The following is a 14,716-nucleotide window of genomic DNA, read 5'->3' as shown; positions in this document are numbered from 1 at the left end:
ATTCTGTAGACCGGTGGCCCGCCATCCCGGGGATGGCAGGCCGGACCGGATCAGCTTGCGAATGCTTCGTCCAGGAATGCCTGGAGCTGGGCCAGATGCTTGGACATCAGGCCCGTTGCCGTCGAGGCCATGGCGTCGCGGCCGGCATAGCGCGGGCGGCGGCACTTGGCGCCGATCTGGTCGAGCACCCATTCGATATAGGGTTCGACGAAGAACCAGCTGCCCATGTTCTTGGGCTCTTCCTGACACCAGACCATGTCGGCGTTGCGGAAGCGGGCCAGTTCCTGGGCGAGGGCCTTCTTCGGGAACGGGTAGATCTGCTCGACGCGGAGCAGGTACACGTCGTTGATGCCGCGCTTTTCACGCTCTTCCAGCAGGTCGTAGTAGACCTTGCCGGAGCACATGACGACCCGGCGGATCTTGTCATCCGCGACGAGGCGGGTGGCGCCATCGGGCTGGTACTCGGCATCATCCCACAGCAGGCGGTGGAACGTGGAATCCTCGCCCAGCTCGACGAGCTTGGACACCGCCCGCTTGTGGCGCAGCAGCGACTTCGGCGTCATCAGGATCAGCGGCTTGCGGATGTCGCGCTTCAGCTGACGGCGCAGGATGTGGAAGTAGTTCGCCGGTGTGGTGCAGTTGGCGACCTGCATGTTGTCTTCCGCGCAGAGCTGGAGGAAACGCTCCAGACGGGCGGAGGAGTGTTCCGGACCCTGACCTTCATAGCCATGCGGCAGAAGGCAGACGAGACCGGACATGCGCAGCCACTTGCGTTCGCCAGAGGAGATGAACTGGTCGAACAGCACCTGGGCACCGTTGGCAAAGTCACCGAACTGGGCTTCCCACATGGTCAGCGCGTTCGGCTCTGCCAGCGAGTAGCCGTATTCGAAGCCGAGCACGGCCTCTTCCGAGAGCATCGAGTTGATGACCTCGTAACGGGCCTGATCGTCGCTGACATGGTTCAGCGGGATGTAGCGGCTTTCGTCTTCCTGATCGTAGAGCACGCTGTGGCGCTGGGAGAAGGTGCCGCGTTCGCAGTCCTGGCCGGACAGGCGGACCGGGTGGCCCTCCTTCAGCAGGCTTGCAAAGGCCAGCGCCTCGGCCGTCGCCCAGTCGATGCCCTCACCGGTTTCCATCATGGTCTGACGGTTGGCGAGGAAGCGCGAGATGGTGCGGTGGACGTTGAAGCCTTCCGGAACTTCCGTGAGCTTCTTGCCCAGAGCCTTGAGGTCATCCATGGCAACGCCGGTCGAGCCGCGGCGCGGATCTTCCTCGTCGTCAGCCCGCTTCAGACCGGACCACTTGCCGTCGAGCCAGTCGGCCTTGTTCGGCTTGTAGACCTGGCCAGCCTCGAACTCGGTGTCGAGCTTGGCGCGCCAGGCGGCCTTCATGCCCTCGACCTCTTCAGCCGAAACCACGCCTTCCGCGATCAGGCGGTCGGTGTAGAGCTGCAGCGTCGTCGGATGCTTGCGGATCTTGCGGTACATGATCGGCTGCGTGAACGCCGGCTCGTCGCCTTCGTTATGGCCGAAGCGGCGGTAGCAGATCATGTCGATCACGACCGGGCGGCCAAAGGTCTGGCGGAACTCGGTTGCGATCTTGGCCGCATAGACCACGGCTTCCGGATCGTCGCCGTTGACATGCAGGATCGGCGCCTCGATGACCTTCGCCACATCCGAGGGATAGGGCGAGGAGCGCGAGAAGCGCGGATTGGTGGTGAAGCCGATCTGGTTGTTGATGATGACGTGGATCGAGCCGCCGGTGCGGTGGCCGCGCAGGCCCGACAGGCCGAAGCACTCTGCCACGACGCCCTGGCCGGCAAAGGCCGCGTCACCGTGGATCAGCAGCGGCAGAACCGGGGAGCGGTCGATCTGGGCGGTATCCACCATCCAGCGGCCGTCAACAGCGGAAATCTGGTCCTGCTTGGCGCGGGACTTGCCGAGCACCACCGGGTTGACGATTTCCAGATGCGAGGGGTTCGCCGTCAGCGACAGGTGAACCTCGTTGCCATCGAAGGAACGGTCGGAAGACGCACCGAGGTGATACTTCACGTCGCCCGAGCCTTCCACATCGTCCGGGGCGTAGGAGCCGCCCTTGAACTCGTGGAACACGGCGCGGTGCGGCTTGCCCATCACCTGGGTCAGCACGTTCAGGCGGCCGCGGTGGGCCATGCCGAGAACGATGTCCTTGAGACCGAGCTGACCGCCGCGCTTGATGATCTGCTCCAGCGCCGGGATCAGCGCTTCGCCGCCATCAAGGCCGAAGCGCTTGGTGCCGGTGTACTTCACATCAATGAACTTCTCGAAGCCTTCGGCCTCGACCAGCTTGTTCAGGATGGCGCGCTTGCCCTGCGGGGTGAACTCGACGTGCTTGTCCGGCCCTTCGATGCGCTCCTGGATCCAGGCCTTGGCGGCCGGATCGGAAATGTGCATGAACTCGACGCCGAGGGTCGAGCAATAGGTACGCTTCAGGATCTCCAGCATCTGGCGCAGGGTGGCATATTCCAGGCCCAGCACGTGATCGATGAAGATCGGACGGTCCCAGTCGGCATCCGTGAAGCCGTAGGACGAGGGGTGCAGCTCCTCGTGATCGCCCGGGGGCGAGAGGCGCAGCGGATCGAGATCGGCATGCAGATGGCCGCGCATGCGGTAGGCGCGGATCATCATCAGCGCACGCACGCTGTCGCGGGTCGCCTGCTGCACTTCGGCATCCGAGAGCGGCTTGCCCTTGGCATCGCCCTTCTGCTTCAGCTTGTCGCCCACGGCCTTTTCGACCGGAGCCCAGTTGCCGTCACAGGCATTGACGAGATCGCCTTTCGCGGCGAGCGGCCAGTCGGCGCGCTTCCAGGGAGCGCCACGCGCTTCCTTCAGCACATCGGCCTTGTCGTCCTTCAACGCAGCAAAGAAGTCCTGCCACTCGGCATCAACCGAGGCGGGGTTCTCCTGATACTGGGCGTAGAGTTCTTCGATATAGGCTGCGTTGGCGCCGTAGAGAAACGACGTCATCGCGAAGACATTGTTCGCGTCCTGCCGAGCCATGCTGCATCAGCGGAGGGTTGCTCCGCCCTTATTTTGGCGGACCGGCCGGATGGCAGGCCCTTGGTTTGCACGTTCGGGCCCGGCCTTGCGGCGCGGACCCCGCTCAAGAGTGCGAACGAGACGGCGACGCCGCGTCCGCTCGGGTGTCCCTTATGCCTTACGATACGTAAACAAACTACGCAGCCAAGACACGTTTCCGGCACTTTGCTGGCGGAAATCCCCCTGGATTACCGCGTGGCCGCCGGGGGCCCGGTGGTTGCCGAAGCGGGGCGCCATGCGCCCCGCCCGGAAATCGTATCAGCCCTTCAGGACTTCGACGAGGGTCTCGCCGAGCTTGGCCGGAGACGGAGAGACGCGGATGCCGGCCGATTCCATGGCGGCAATCTTGTCTTCCGCACCGCCCTTGCCGCCGGAGATCACGGCACCGGCGTGACCCATCGTGCGGCCCTTGGGAGCCGTGCGGCCCGCGATGAAGCCGGCCATCGGCTTCTTGCGGCCCTTCTTGGCCTCGTCCTTGAGGAACTGGGCTGCATCCTCTTCGGCGGAACCACCAATTTCACCGATCATGATGATCGACTGGGTGGCTTCGTCGGCCAGGAACATCTCCAGCACGTCGATGAACTCGGTGCCCTTGACCGGGTCACCGCCAATGCCGACAGCCGTCGTCTGGCCGAGGCCGGCGTTGGAGGTCTGGAACACGGCTTCATAGGTAAGCGTGCCGGAGCGCGACACAATACCGACCGAACCTTTCTTGAAGATGGAGCCCGGCATGATGCCGATCTTGCATTCTTCAGGGGTCAGGATGCCGGGGCAGTTCGGGCCGAGCAGGCGCGACTTGGACTTCTCCAGCTTCGCCTTGACCTTCACCATGTCGGCAACCGGAATGCCTTCCGTGATGCAGACGATGAAGGGGATCTCGGCGTCGATCGCCTCGATGATGGCAGCGGCAGCACCGGCAGGCGGCACGTAAATCACCGATGCGTCAGCGCCCGTGGCGTCCTTGGCCTGAGCCACGGATGCGAAGATCGGCAGGCTTTCGCCCTTGGAGCCGGACCACTTTTCGCCGCCCTTGGCCGGGTGCACGCCCGCAACCATCTGGGTGCCGTAATAGGCCAGAGCCTGTTCCGTGTGGAACGTGCCGGTCTTGCCGGTCAGGCCCTGGACAATGATCTTGGTGTCCTTGTTGACGAGAATGGACATCAGGCGGCTCCCTTCACGGCAGCGACAATCTTCTGGGCGGCATCGTCCAGATCATCAGCGGCGATCACATTCAGACCGCTTTCGGCGATGATCTTCTTGCCGAGTTCGACGTTGGTGCCTTCGAGGCGCACCACCAGCGGAACCTTGAGGCCGACTTCCTTCACGGCGGCGAGAACGCCTTCCGCGATGACGTCGCACTTCATGATGCCACCGAAGATGTTGACGAGGATGCCCTCGACCTTCGGGTCAGCCGTGATGATCTTGAAGGCCGCAGCGACCTTCTCCTTGCCTGCGCCACCACCGACGTCACAGAAGTTCGCCGGCTCCTTGCCGTAGAGCTTGATGATGTCCATGGTTGCCATGGCAAGGCCGGCGCCGTTGACCATGCAGCCGATGTTGCCGTCGAGGGCAACGTAGGCGAGGTCCCACTTGGAAGCTTCGATTTCCTTGGCGTCCTCTTCGGTCTCGTCGCGCAGGGCAACGATTTCCGGATGACGGAACAGGGCGTTGCCGTCGAAGGAGACCTTGGCGTCGAGAACGCGCACGCGGCCGTTCTTCATGACGATCAGCGGGTTGATCTCCAGAAGGCTCATGTCTTTTTCCATGAAGGCCTTGTAGAGGATCGGGAACAGCTTCAGCGCGTCGGCGCGGGCCTCGCCTTCAAGCTTCAGCGCATCGCAGAGCTTGCCAGCGTCGGCATCCGTCACACCGGTGTCCGGATCGATCGGCAGGGTGACGATCTTTTCCGGGGTGTGTTCGGCAACGGCCTCGATGTCCATGCCGCCCTCGGTGGAAACCACGAAGGCCGGACGGCCAACGGAACGGTCCACGAGGATGGAGAGATACAGCTCGCGCTCGATGTCGGCGCCGTCCTCGATGTAGAGGCGGTTCACCACCTTGCCGGAATCGCCCGTCTGGGCGGTGACGAGGGTGTTGCCGAGCATTTCGCCAGCGTGCTTGACCACGTCTTCCAGCGAGAAGGCGAGACGCACACCGCCCTTGGCATCAGCGGGCAGTTCCTTGAACTTGCCCTTGCCGCGGCCACCGGCGTGGATCTGGGATTTGACGACCCAGAGCGGGCCAGGGAGCTGCTTTGCAGCCGCTTCGGCTTCAGACGCCGAAAAGATTGCAACGCCCTCGGCAACCGGAGCGCCATATTCCTTCAGGACCGCTTTGGCCTGGTACTCGTGAATGTTCATTCTCTCCCCCGTGTGTTCGGAGAACCGCCGCCGGGGGACCCGGCAGCGGACGTCATTCCTGTGAGGTTACAACCGGGCTCAGGCGAGCGACGGCTGGATCTTCTTGCAGGCCTCAACCAGACCGTCGACGGATGCGACGGACTTGTCGAACATGGCCTTCTCGTCGGCATTCATGTCGATTTCGATGACGCGCTCGACGCCGCCGGCACCGATCACGACCGGAACGCCGACATAGGTGTCCTTGAGGCCATACTGGCCGCTGAGAGCAGCAGCGCAGGGCAGAACGCGCTTCTTGTCCTTGAGGTAGCTTTCAGCCATGGCAATGGCGGAAGAAGCCGGAGCATAGAAGGCAGAACCGGTCTTGAGCAGGCCGACGATCTCGGCGCCGCCGTCACGGGTGCGCTGAACGATCTGCTCCAGACGCTCGGCCGTGCACCAGCCCATCTTGACCAGATCCGGCAGCGGGATGCCGGCAACCGTGGAGTAGCGGGTCAGCGGCACCATGGTGTCGCCGTGGCCGCCCAGAACGAAGGCCGTGACATCTTCAACGGAAACGTTGAACTCGTCGGCCAGGAAGTAGCGGAAGCGGGCGCTGTCCAGGACGCCGGCCATGCCGACAACCTTGTGCGCGGGCAGGCCGGAGAACTTCTGCAGGGCCCAGACCATCGCGTCGAGCGGGTTGGTGATGCAGATGACGAAAGCGTCCGGAGCGTGCTTGGCGATGCCCGCACCCACCTGCTCCATGACCTTCAGGTTGATTTCCAGAAGGTCGTCGCGGCTCATGCCGGGCTTGCGCGGCACACCGGCGGTGACGATCACCACGTCGGAGCCGGCAATCGCCTCGTAGGAGTTGGCACCGGCCAGCTTGGCATCGAAGCCATCCACCGGGGAAGACTCGGCAATGTCGAGCGCCTTGCCCTGCGGCGTGCCCTCGGCGATGTCGAAGAGGACGATGTCCCCGAGTTCCTTGAGACCGGCAAGATGAGCGAGCGTGCCGCCGATCTGACCCGAACCGATCAAAGCAATCTTATTGCGCGCCATATCCGAACGTTTCCCTTTACGTAAGATGGAACTCAATGCCATCCGCCGATGACTGGGGATGGCACTACTCCCTTTGATCCGCTCACGCAAGCCAATCAAAAGAATATTACGCTAGGACACCTGAAGATTCTGGCGTCCCCTGCGCGCTTACGTGCATGACCTATACGGAATGCATATCAGCGCGTGCATGACTTCTGTTGTCTCCGGACAGGTAAGCCTCGGACCTCATCTCGATGAGACGGGACACTGTCCGGTCGAATTCGAACACCTCGGCCCCGCTTGGCGCCCTGTAGAGGCCATCGGGTTCAACCTCTGCGGTGACCACCGTCTTCACCCCGTTGTCATAGAGAGCATCTATGAGATTGATGAAGCGCTTGGCCTCGTTCCGGCGGGTCTGGTCCATCGCAGGCACATCCTCGATGAAGACCGTATCATAGGTATGGGCGATGCGCAGATAGTCCGCTGCACCCAGCGGTTTTGCGCAGAGATCTGCGAAAGTGAAGCGGGCCACGCCGTTGGCGGCGCGCGGCACGTCAATATGCCGGCCCTTCATGTCCAGCTGCTGGCGCTCTTCCGGAAAGCCGTTTGTGAGCTTCGCCCAGATGCCGTCCGCAGCCGCTTTTGCCGCCTCGCCAAGCGGGCTGATATAGACCTCGGCGCCGCCCAGCTTCTCCATCCGGTAGTCGGTTGGCGAATCGAGCATCAGCACCTCGACCTGTTTCTGCAGCAGGTTGATGAAGGGCATGAAGAGCTGCCGGTTGAGCCCGTCCTTGTAAAGATTGCTGGGTGCAACATTCGACGTTGCAACCATAACAACCCCTCTTGCGAAGAGCTGTGTGAACAGCCGGCCAAGGATCATGGCATCGGCAATATCGGTCACGGAGAACTCGTCAAAGCACAGGAGGCGGGTCTCGGCGGCGATCTGGTCTGCCACCGGGGGGATGGGATCATCCCCCTTCACTTCGCCCCTTTTCAGGGCCTCACGCCAGGCAAAAATGCGCTCATGTGTCTCGGCCATGAACTCATGGAAATGCACCCGGCGCTTGCGGCGGATGACCGTCACTTCCATGAAGAGGTCCATCAGCATGGTCTTGCCACGCCCGACACCGCCCCAGATGTAGAGGCCATGCACGGCGGCCCACATCTCGTTCTTCTTGCGCGCAAACAGCCAGCCCAGCGCGCTCTTCTTCGAGGCGAGGCGGACTTCCGCAAGGCGTGCATTGAGGGAATCGAGTTTGCGGACGACTTCCGCCTGGGCGTCGTCACGGGCAATTGCGCCGGATGCAACCAGCGCGTCGTACCTGCTGGCCAGTGCGGTTGCAACCGGCAGATCCATGTTCATCGTCGGCTTCAATGTAGGCTCTCCGCCTGCACCGAATGGCCTTCCGCCTTCCTGTACGGTCTGCCAGACGGGCATCTGCTGCACGACTGCGCACAAGCGCATACAATTTTCCGCTGTTGCGATACGGACAAAGCCACGTCGGCGCAAGCCCCTTCTCCAGCCGGCGCGCGCTTTTTAGCACAAGACGGGCACCCAAACGTAAAGCTTCTTCGTCAATTGCAAGAGGAAAGCGGCAAAAGCGCGGCCTTTCCCGGGCCCGGCGCCTCCGCAACACAACCATCGCGCAGGCTCGCAGGAAGGTGTATCCCCGGGGATTGCAATCGGCACGTACCGGACCCGAACCGGCCATACGTCCGGCTGGCTGGCTGGCACACCCTGCCCCGCCCCGGCTACCAGATTCACACATCAGGTCCGGAAACTGCCCGCAATGAGGCGTTTGCTTTTCGGGAGGACGCCTGCCGCCCCCCTCCCCCTGGTCTACCGGATTCACACATCGTACAAGAAGAGGCTGCAAGCGCTGCTTTGATGCTGGAAAAGGTAAGCAGTTTCAGAGCCTTCCTTCTCTGGCTGAAGCCTCTCGTTTCCCCTCCCCCTTGAGGGGAGGGGGTAGGGGTGGGGGTCTTCACACAGGAGCGCCGCTTGACTGGCACTCGTCTCTACCCAACGCACCTTCAATGAAAATACCCCGTTTTTTCAGGCCGTTACCCCCACCCCTCACCCCTCCCCTCAAGGGGGAGGGGGACTGAAACGCCGCGCCAGAGTAACCAGACTGCTGGCTGTCCCCAAACCGTCTTTGGCTTCAAACACGATGTGTGCATGCTGTAGCCCTTGAGGGGAGGGATGGCAGTCAGTGCAAAGCAACCCGCCGCCGCACGGGCTCAACCAGCTTACGTGGCATCAAGCTCATCGTGAGCTGGTATCCGTCACCCAGGGACGGCAGGCCGTCACAGGCGCACGAAACGGGATTTACGGCCGTTCTGCCTTTCGTGAAGGCACAGCAGGCGGCCCGCAAGTTCGCGGCCGGCCGGGCTGGCCAGATCAGCCGGTTTGCCGCGGCCATCTGCAATCAGCCAGATGTTGCCGGGCGTCACCATGTCGGCCATGGCGGCTGTTCCCGCCGCAAGGCCGAGCTTCTCTGTGATCCGGGTGACATCCGTCCCATCCGGGTGGCTGAGCCGTTGAAGATCCCGGTGCAGCGCGCCCAGATCGCCCGTATCCAGAATGAAAGTCTGAACCTTGCCGCCGGCCAGCACCGCCAGCCGGTAGAGGCCCGGAAGCGCGGGTACAAGGCGGCTATTGCAGGGGGTTTCAGTCACGATGCCGATCTCGGTCCATTCGGCACGAACGGTCAGATTGACCGGCTCCCGCATTTCGCGGGCATGCCGCCGCAACTGATCAAGGTTTTCCTGATGACGTCCGGAGCGCGAGGGCCCGGCATTTTCGGCAGCAGCCGAGGTGCCGGAAATACGCAGACGGCGGAAGACGACCAGATCCCGGCGCAGATCCGTATGATCGACCCGCCAGCCGGCGTCGAGCCAGGCATTCTGATGCACCAGGCTGCCGCCGGAATTGGCCCACCAGGTCCGGTGCTCCCGGGCACTCATTGGCAGGCTGACGCCGAGGATCGTCTCCAGTTCGTCAAGCTTCGCAGCCCAGACGACTTCGTCCAGACGGGCCAGATGTTCACGCAGCGGGTCGTATTTTGCCATGGGCCAGCAGCATCCGATAGTTACACCCCGACACACTTACCCGTTTCCCGTGAAATTTCCGGGAAACGGGTTTGGGGGTGCAAGTCCGTATGCGCTCAGGCGTTTCCGGCTTCAGCGGGAAAGAGATACCGGCATGCCGCCCACGGTCTGGCCGTTGAAGCGCTCGCCGCCTGCGCCGTAGAGCTGGGCCACTGTAGCGCCGGTTCCATCCTTGAGCACGACCTGCTTGCCGCTCAGGTCCCAGGCGGCAATACCGGCGAGCGTGCTGTCATTGCAGCCGCGGGTGTTGGCGCGGTAGCCGCCCGACCAGGTGGTCAGGGTCATGAACAGCATGCAATTGGAGCTGCCGGAGGCAATCTTCCAGCCGCCGAGCATGTCGTTGCGTCCCACTTCCGTGGCGCCTGCGGGCGGCGTGACCGAGGCCATGGCACCGGGCGCAGCCGTGCCTGGCTGCGGCGCACCCAGCGGCTGGCCCATGGGCTGGCCGGGCTGCGGCCCGGACATTGACGGGTCGCTCATCACCATGCCCGGCGCAGGCGTGAGCGGCTGCAGCTGACCACCGGCCACCGGCGTCGTCGGGGAAGCCGGCAGCGGCGCCGGAGCCCGGCCGCCATCCATGCCCAGCCGCGAACAGCCGGCCACACCAACGGCAAATGCCAGAACCGCGATCGTTGCAACTCGTGTCATGTCGAATCAGTCCTTCCTGCCCCACAGGGACGTTTAGTCTAACCGCAAGGGCGAAAAATTTCTTCCCCCGCTATGCCCCAATTCACCGTATGGGGCAAACGTGATTGATCCGGACGCCATTCCGCGTCATATATGGTCCAAGTCTATGGAGGACCCAAGGGCGGCGAGTCACTTCACCGAAGGACCGCTGGAATGCCGCACCTTAACAACAATGGCAGCACCAATGGGCGTATCCGCCTCTTGGGCAGCGCCGACAAACATCTCTTCCGTGATCATCTCCTGCGTCTGGACCCAGAGACCCGCCGCAGCCGCTTTGCCATGCTCGTCGGCGACAGCTTTCTGCGGGCCTATGTGGAAACCAGCTTTGCGCTTGATACAGTCATTTACGGCTATTTCGAGGACGGCGTGCTGCGCGGCACGGCAGAATTGCGCCCCGTCGGCAGCGCCGCGGCTGCAGAAGCCGCCTTTTGCGTGGAAGAAGGCTGGCGCGGCATGGGGCTGGGCACCGAACTGATGGAACTGCTGCTGATTGCCGCCAGAGCGCGCGACTGCCAGCATATCTACATGAACTGCCTGGCCACCAACCGCTCCATGCAGGCCCTCGCCCGCAAGTTCTCCGCCGATCTCAGCTTCGAATGCGGCGACGTGGTGGGACACCTTCTGCCGCAGTCCGCCGGCATCCCGCCTGCCGATCCGCTTGGCAACTGGAGCCGCTTTGCCTTCGGCATGGCCCGCAAGGTCTTTGGCCTTACCTCCCACGCCCGGGCCGCAGAAGGCTGACTGTCCGATCCAGCAAAAACAAAGCCAATAAAAACAAAGAAGGGCCGCGCTGGCGGCCCTTCCGTGAGATCGGCTGACCTCGTGTCCGGATCAGATCCCGGCAAAACCTCGCGCTGCCAGAGGCTGCTCCAGCACCGTTCCGTTCCGCCCAGACATCAGGGTCAGGCTCGGGGTCTCACTCGACATGGGCTCACCTCCTTTCAACAGTTGCAGACAGGATGAGCTTAACGCGTACATCCGCAAGCGCAAGATCAATTGCCCGTGAATGCCGCTGCGACGAACGAACGCAAGTCCCTGAATTTATTCACCCTCTCCCAGATGCCGCCACAATTTTGCAGATTCTGCGCCGCCAGAGGCAACCAAATGGCGGACCGCCGCGTTCCAGTCCGCAGGAAACCCGGTGCACGATGGCGGCAAATTTGGGCGAAGATCGCCACAGATCATCCCCAGATCCGCCATCAGGATCCTGCACTCTGGCTTGTCCAACAGGGAGGCTGCGATGCAGCGGCAATTGCATAGGGCCGGCAGGCTGGCACATGGAGCTGCATTTTCTCATGCCGGTCATGAGCTGGCTAAATCTGTGGAGACCCCTCAGACGGCAGGACCTTTCAGGGTTGAGCATGGGCGGCCGGGGGGCTATGCCTCCCCCACCATGCCCGTGCCAGGCTGGCTTTGCCGCTCTGCTGCACCCGGACTGTCTGCATCTGGACGATCACGGGCACGGCGCACCGGCTGCAGGCCAAGAGGCCTGACCGGAGCCTTGCGCGCAAGTCCGGCCGGAGATGTCCGGCCGTCCAAGCCCCACGCCCCTCACCCGGGCCGCAGGCACAGCCGCGACCGCCGGACAGCAATTTGCCGCCCGTGCCACTGCGCGGCGTTGCACATGTTTCATGCCCGGTTCGCGGCCCCGTGCCGCTCCGGCGTGGCATTTCGATCAACTGTCCAGCGGGGAGCCTGAAGCGCTTGACCTTCCATCCGACCCCTCAGTTGCCGGCTCAGGCCGTGCAAAGACCACGAGACATTCGCCTTGATGTGTTTCGTGGCCTTGGCATGTTCATCATCTTCATCTCCCATCTGCCGCAGAGCTGGTGGGCGAACTGGATTCCGGCGCGCTTCGGCTTTTCCGACGCCACGGAGATCTTCGTTTTCTGCTCCGGCATGGCCTCGGCCATTGCCTTCGGCAAGATCTTCGACCAGAGCGGCATGCTGATGGGCACCGCCCGCATCGGCCACCGCATGTGGCAGGTCTACTGGGCGCATATCTGCCAGTTCCTGGTGATCGCCGCAGGCCTTGCCGCGCTCATGAACAGCGGCTATCTGGAGCGCTGCTGCGGGCTCAAGGAAGATTACGTGCAGGCTCTGAACCTGCGCTATTTCTTCAATGATCCGGTGGGCAACCTGCCGGGCCTGCTCAGCCTCACCTATGTGCCGAACTACTTCGACATCCTGCCGATGTATGTGGCGCTGCTCGCCATGGTGCCGGTGATGATGTTCATCGCCGCCAAGAGCCGCATTGCCTTCTTTGCAGCGATGATCGGCATGTGGGTTGCCGCCACCCTGCATCTGGTCAGCTTTCCGGCCGAGCCCTGGTCGAACCGCCAGTGGTTCTTCAACCCCTTCGCCTGGCAGCTGGTGTTCTTCAGCGGTTTTGCCTTCATGAAGGGCTGGATTCCGGCGCCTCCCGTCGACCGGCGCCTTGTCTGGCTGGCGGTTGCGCTGGTTCTGGTCAGCATCCCCTTCACCAATTTCCGGATCTACGAGGCTGTGCCGGGCTTCCAGGCGCTGCGGGATGCCTCAAGGCCGCTCTGGATCAAGACCGACCTCGGCATCCTGCGCTATGTCCACTTCCTGGCGCTGGCCTATATCGCCTATGTCGCCGTGGGCCCCAATGGCGTGCGGCTGCATGCCGAGGGGCGCATTACCGGCCCGGTGGTGGCCGTGCTGCGCAAGGTGGGCCAGCAGTCGCTGCCGGTGTTCCTCGCCAGCCTTCCCATCGCCCAGGCCACGGCCATCCTGCGCGACATGGCAGGCGGACGCGGTGACTGGCTGATCCAGGCCATCTCCAACATTGCAGGCCTCGCCGCCATTGCGGCCGTCGCTTATATCGCTGCCTGGTTCAAGAGCCAGCCCTGGCGCAAGGTGCCCAAGCCTGCTCCGGCACCGCTGCCGGCCAAGCCCCCTGTTGCGGCCTCGTCCGGCCGGACCGCCGTTCCCGCCTACGGGCCGCCGGCGCGGCCTTCGCGGACACCGAGCGCCTTGCCGCAAGGTGCCTGAACGCGCCAGCCAGATCCCTTCAAACGCAAAAGGCGCAGCTTCACGGGCTGCGCCTTTTCTCTATTCTAGCCTGGCGTCTGCCGGTCAGTGAACCGACAGCATGGTCAGGTCGTGCTCGTAGGCATTGGCGATGGCTGCCTCGCGGCTGTCGGCCACGATGATCGGCGTGCCGTCCGCGTTGAGCAGCGCCCACAGGCGCAAGCCCCTGGCGATATGGGCCGCACCGGGGAAAAGCCGGGCAAGATCATCGGAACTCATCTGGCGCAGATAACCCACCTGTCCGGCGCCGAGCCGTGCGAACAGCTCCGGCGTCAGGTCATGCGGGTCCATTGCGCGTTCATTGGTGTCGCGCGTCATGGCATTGTCTCCTTGATTGGGCGGCAGACCCTGCCCCCTTGAAAGTCAGTCCCTTGCAGTGATCTCAATCCGGCGCACCACGCGTTCGGGCTCCGGACGGACAAGATCGATCGACAAAAGCCCATCCTTGAGATCGGCTCCGAGGATTTCGATGCCCTCCGCCAGCACGAAGGCGCGCTGGAACTGGCGGGCAGCGATGCCGCGATGCAGATACTGCCGGGACTTGTCTTCGGACTGGCGCCCGCGAATCACCAGCTGGCGCTCCTCCACGGAGACATCGAGCTGATCACGGGTGAAGCCTGCCACGGCCAGCGTGATGCGAATGACTTCGCCATGCTCGTCCGACTTGGGAAGGCGTTCGATATTATAGGGTGGATAGCCGTCGTTGGCGGCTTTCGACACCCGGTCGAGAACCCGTTCAATGTCGTCGAAGCCGAGCATGAACGGGCTTGAAAACGCTGACATTCGCGTCATCGTCAAAGTCCTCTACAAAGCGACCTTGAGAACCGGACCCTCTCTTGAGGCATCCGGAGCCGGGGTGCCAATCACCCCGCTTGTCCTCAATATGGCGGCTGGCGGCAGCAGTTTCAAGCAAGGGGCAGCAGCGCCCTGCACAGGGGAGACCAAACATGGCTAACAAAAAGGCTCATGAAGAGCACATCGCAGACGAAGCGTCCGGCCAGGCCACCAGAGCAAGCTACGACAGCTTCTGCGCCTCGCTGCCCGCCACCACCCACGTCATCCAATGGGAAGGGGCGTCCGTCTGGAAGGTCGGCGGCAAGATCTTCGCCATCTGGTCTGACTGGAAGGGCACGCCCGCCGTCAGCTTCAAGTGCTCGGACATGGCCTATCAGATGCTGAGCGAACAGCCCGGCCTTGCTCCCGCCCCCTATCTCGCCCGCGCCAAATGGATCCAGCTGCATGAGCTTGATGCGCTGAGCGAGGCGGACCTCTTCGCCTATATCCGCGCCGCCCATAGCCTCGTTGCCGCCAAACTCACCCGCAAGCTCCGGCTCGAACTGGGGCTGGAACTGGGGCTGGGATGAGGCGCGGCTGTCCCCATATGTAATAAGCCCCACGCGAAGGGCG

At 63.1% G+C, this 14,716-nt stretch carries 12 protein-coding genes; 3 read left to right on the top strand and 9 right to left on the bottom strand.

The window, feature by feature from the left end; translation table 11 throughout:
- Nucleotides 1-50: 50 nt before the first annotated feature.
- From AC0CMF_RS13565 to AC0CMF_RS13535, 7 genes are all read right to left on the bottom strand, one after another.
- Complete coding sequence (locus AC0CMF_RS13565; RefSeq protein WP_122519062.1) at nt 51-3,038, bottom strand: 2-oxoglutarate dehydrogenase E1 component; 2,988 nt, start codon at nt 3,036-3,038, stop codon at nt 51-53.
- 297 nt (nt 3,039-3,335) lie between these two features.
- Nucleotides 3,336-4,238, bottom strand: coding sequence for a succinate--CoA ligase subunit alpha (gene sucD / locus AC0CMF_RS13560; protein ID WP_019963709.1), 903 nt, complete (start codon nt 4,236-4,238; stop codon nt 3,336-3,338).
- Nucleotides 4,238-5,437, bottom strand: a complete 1,200-nt coding sequence (gene sucC, locus AC0CMF_RS13555) for an ADP-forming succinate--CoA ligase subunit beta (RefSeq protein ID WP_374629812.1) — start codon at nt 5,435-5,437, stop codon at nt 4,238-4,240. The genes sucD and sucC overlap by 1 nt, the downstream gene beginning before the upstream one ends.
- A 78-nt stretch (nt 5,438-5,515) precedes the next feature.
- Nucleotides 5,516-6,478, bottom strand: a complete 963-nt coding sequence (gene mdh / locus AC0CMF_RS13550) for a malate dehydrogenase (RefSeq protein ID WP_050473381.1) — start codon at nt 6,476-6,478, stop codon at nt 5,516-5,518.
- A gap of 160 nt (nt 6,479-6,638) precedes the next feature.
- Nucleotides 6,639-7,820, bottom strand: coding sequence for a cell division protein ZapE (gene zapE / locus AC0CMF_RS13545; protein ID WP_186414913.1), 1,182 nt, complete (start codon nt 7,818-7,820; stop codon nt 6,639-6,641).
- A gap of 944 nt (nt 7,821-8,764) precedes the next feature.
- Nucleotides 8,765-9,529 carry a DUF7662 domain-containing protein gene (locus AC0CMF_RS13540; protein ID WP_374629811.1) on the bottom strand — a complete coding sequence of 255 codons (765 nt, stop codon included), beginning with the start codon at nt 9,527-9,529 and terminating at the stop codon, nt 8,765-8,767.
- A 111-nt stretch (nt 9,530-9,640) separates the two neighbouring features.
- Nucleotides 9,641-10,216: a protease inhibitor Inh/omp19 family protein gene (locus AC0CMF_RS13535; RefSeq protein ID WP_050473384.1), complete on the bottom strand. Its 576-nt coding sequence runs from the start codon at nt 10,214-10,216 to the stop codon at nt 9,641-9,643.
- A gap of 192 nt (nt 10,217-10,408) precedes the next feature.
- On the opposite strand from AC0CMF_RS13535, the gene AC0CMF_RS13530 reads away from it, so the two are divergent.
- Both AC0CMF_RS13530 and AC0CMF_RS13525 read left to right on the top strand, forming a co-directional pair.
- Nucleotides 10,409-10,996 (top strand): GNAT family N-acetyltransferase, encoded by a 588-nt coding sequence (locus AC0CMF_RS13530; RefSeq protein WP_050473385.1) that lies wholly within the window; start codon nt 10,409-10,411, stop codon nt 10,994-10,996.
- Between the two features lie 1,002 nt (nt 10,997-11,998).
- Complete coding sequence (locus tag AC0CMF_RS13525) at nt 11,999-13,270, top strand: OpgC family protein (RefSeq protein ID WP_374629810.1); 1,272 nt, start codon at nt 11,999-12,001, stop codon at nt 13,268-13,270.
- Nucleotides 13,271-13,354: 84 nt separating this feature from the next.
- On the opposite strand, the gene AC0CMF_RS13520 is transcribed toward AC0CMF_RS13525, so the two are convergent.
- Nucleotides 13,355-13,627: a BQ00720 family protein gene (locus AC0CMF_RS13520; protein WP_174235442.1), complete on the bottom strand. Its 273-nt coding sequence runs from the start codon at nt 13,625-13,627 to the stop codon at nt 13,355-13,357.
- Nucleotides 13,628-13,672: 45 nt separating this feature from the next.
- A complete protein-coding gene (locus AC0CMF_RS13515) occupies nt 13,673-14,101 on the bottom strand; it encodes an Hsp20 family protein (protein WP_050473386.1) in 429 nt (142 codons plus the stop codon).
- 155 nt (nt 14,102-14,256) lie between these two features.
- On the opposite strand from AC0CMF_RS13515, the gene AC0CMF_RS13510 reads away from it, so the two are divergent.
- On the top strand, nt 14,257-14,673 hold the full coding sequence (locus tag AC0CMF_RS13510) for an MmcQ/YjbR family DNA-binding protein (protein ID WP_374629809.1): 417 nt from the start codon (nt 14,257-14,259) through the stop codon (nt 14,671-14,673).
- The last annotated feature ends 43 nt before the right edge of the window (nt 14,674-14,716 follow it).

This window comes from Pannonibacter sp. CBAS1226 (assembly GCF_055685825.1).
Note: the sequence above shows the minus strand (reverse complement) of the source record. Positions and strands in the feature narration are given on the sequence as shown.

Coding starts and splice junctions, on each gene's coding strand:
- AC0CMF_RS13540 (WP_374629811.1), bottom strand. CDS start 9,529: ATGGCAAAATACGACCCGCTGCGTGAACATCTGGCCCGTCTGGACGAA.
- sucC (WP_374629812.1), bottom strand. CDS start 5,437: ATGAACATTCACGAGTACCAGGCCAAAGCGGTCCTGAAGGAATATGGC.
- AC0CMF_RS13530 (WP_050473385.1), top strand. CDS start 10,409: ATGCCGCACCTTAACAACAATGGCAGCACCAATGGGCGTATCCGCCTC.
- sucD (WP_019963709.1), bottom strand. CDS start 4,238: ATGTCCATTCTCGTCAACAAGGACACCAAGATCATTGTCCAGGGCCTG.
- zapE (WP_186414913.1), bottom strand. CDS start 7,820: ATGAACATGGATCTGCCGGTTGCAACCGCACTGGCCAGCAGGTACGAC.
- AC0CMF_RS13515 (WP_050473386.1), bottom strand. CDS start 14,101: ATGACGCGAATGTCAGCGTTTTCAAGCCCGTTCATGCTCGGCTTCGAC.
- AC0CMF_RS13520 (WP_174235442.1), bottom strand. CDS start 13,627: ATGACGCGCGACACCAATGAACGCGCAATGGACCCGCATGACCTGACG.
- mdh (WP_050473381.1), bottom strand. CDS start 6,478: ATGGCGCGCAATAAGATTGCTTTGATCGGTTCGGGTCAGATCGGCGGC.
- AC0CMF_RS13565 (WP_122519062.1), bottom strand. CDS start 3,038: ATGGCTCGGCAGGACGCGAACAATGTCTTCGCGATGACGTCGTTTCTC.
- AC0CMF_RS13510 (WP_374629809.1), top strand. CDS start 14,257: ATGGCTAACAAAAAGGCTCATGAAGAGCACATCGCAGACGAAGCGTCC.
- AC0CMF_RS13535 (WP_050473384.1), bottom strand. CDS start 10,216: ATGACACGAGTTGCAACGATCGCGGTTCTGGCATTTGCCGTTGGTGTG.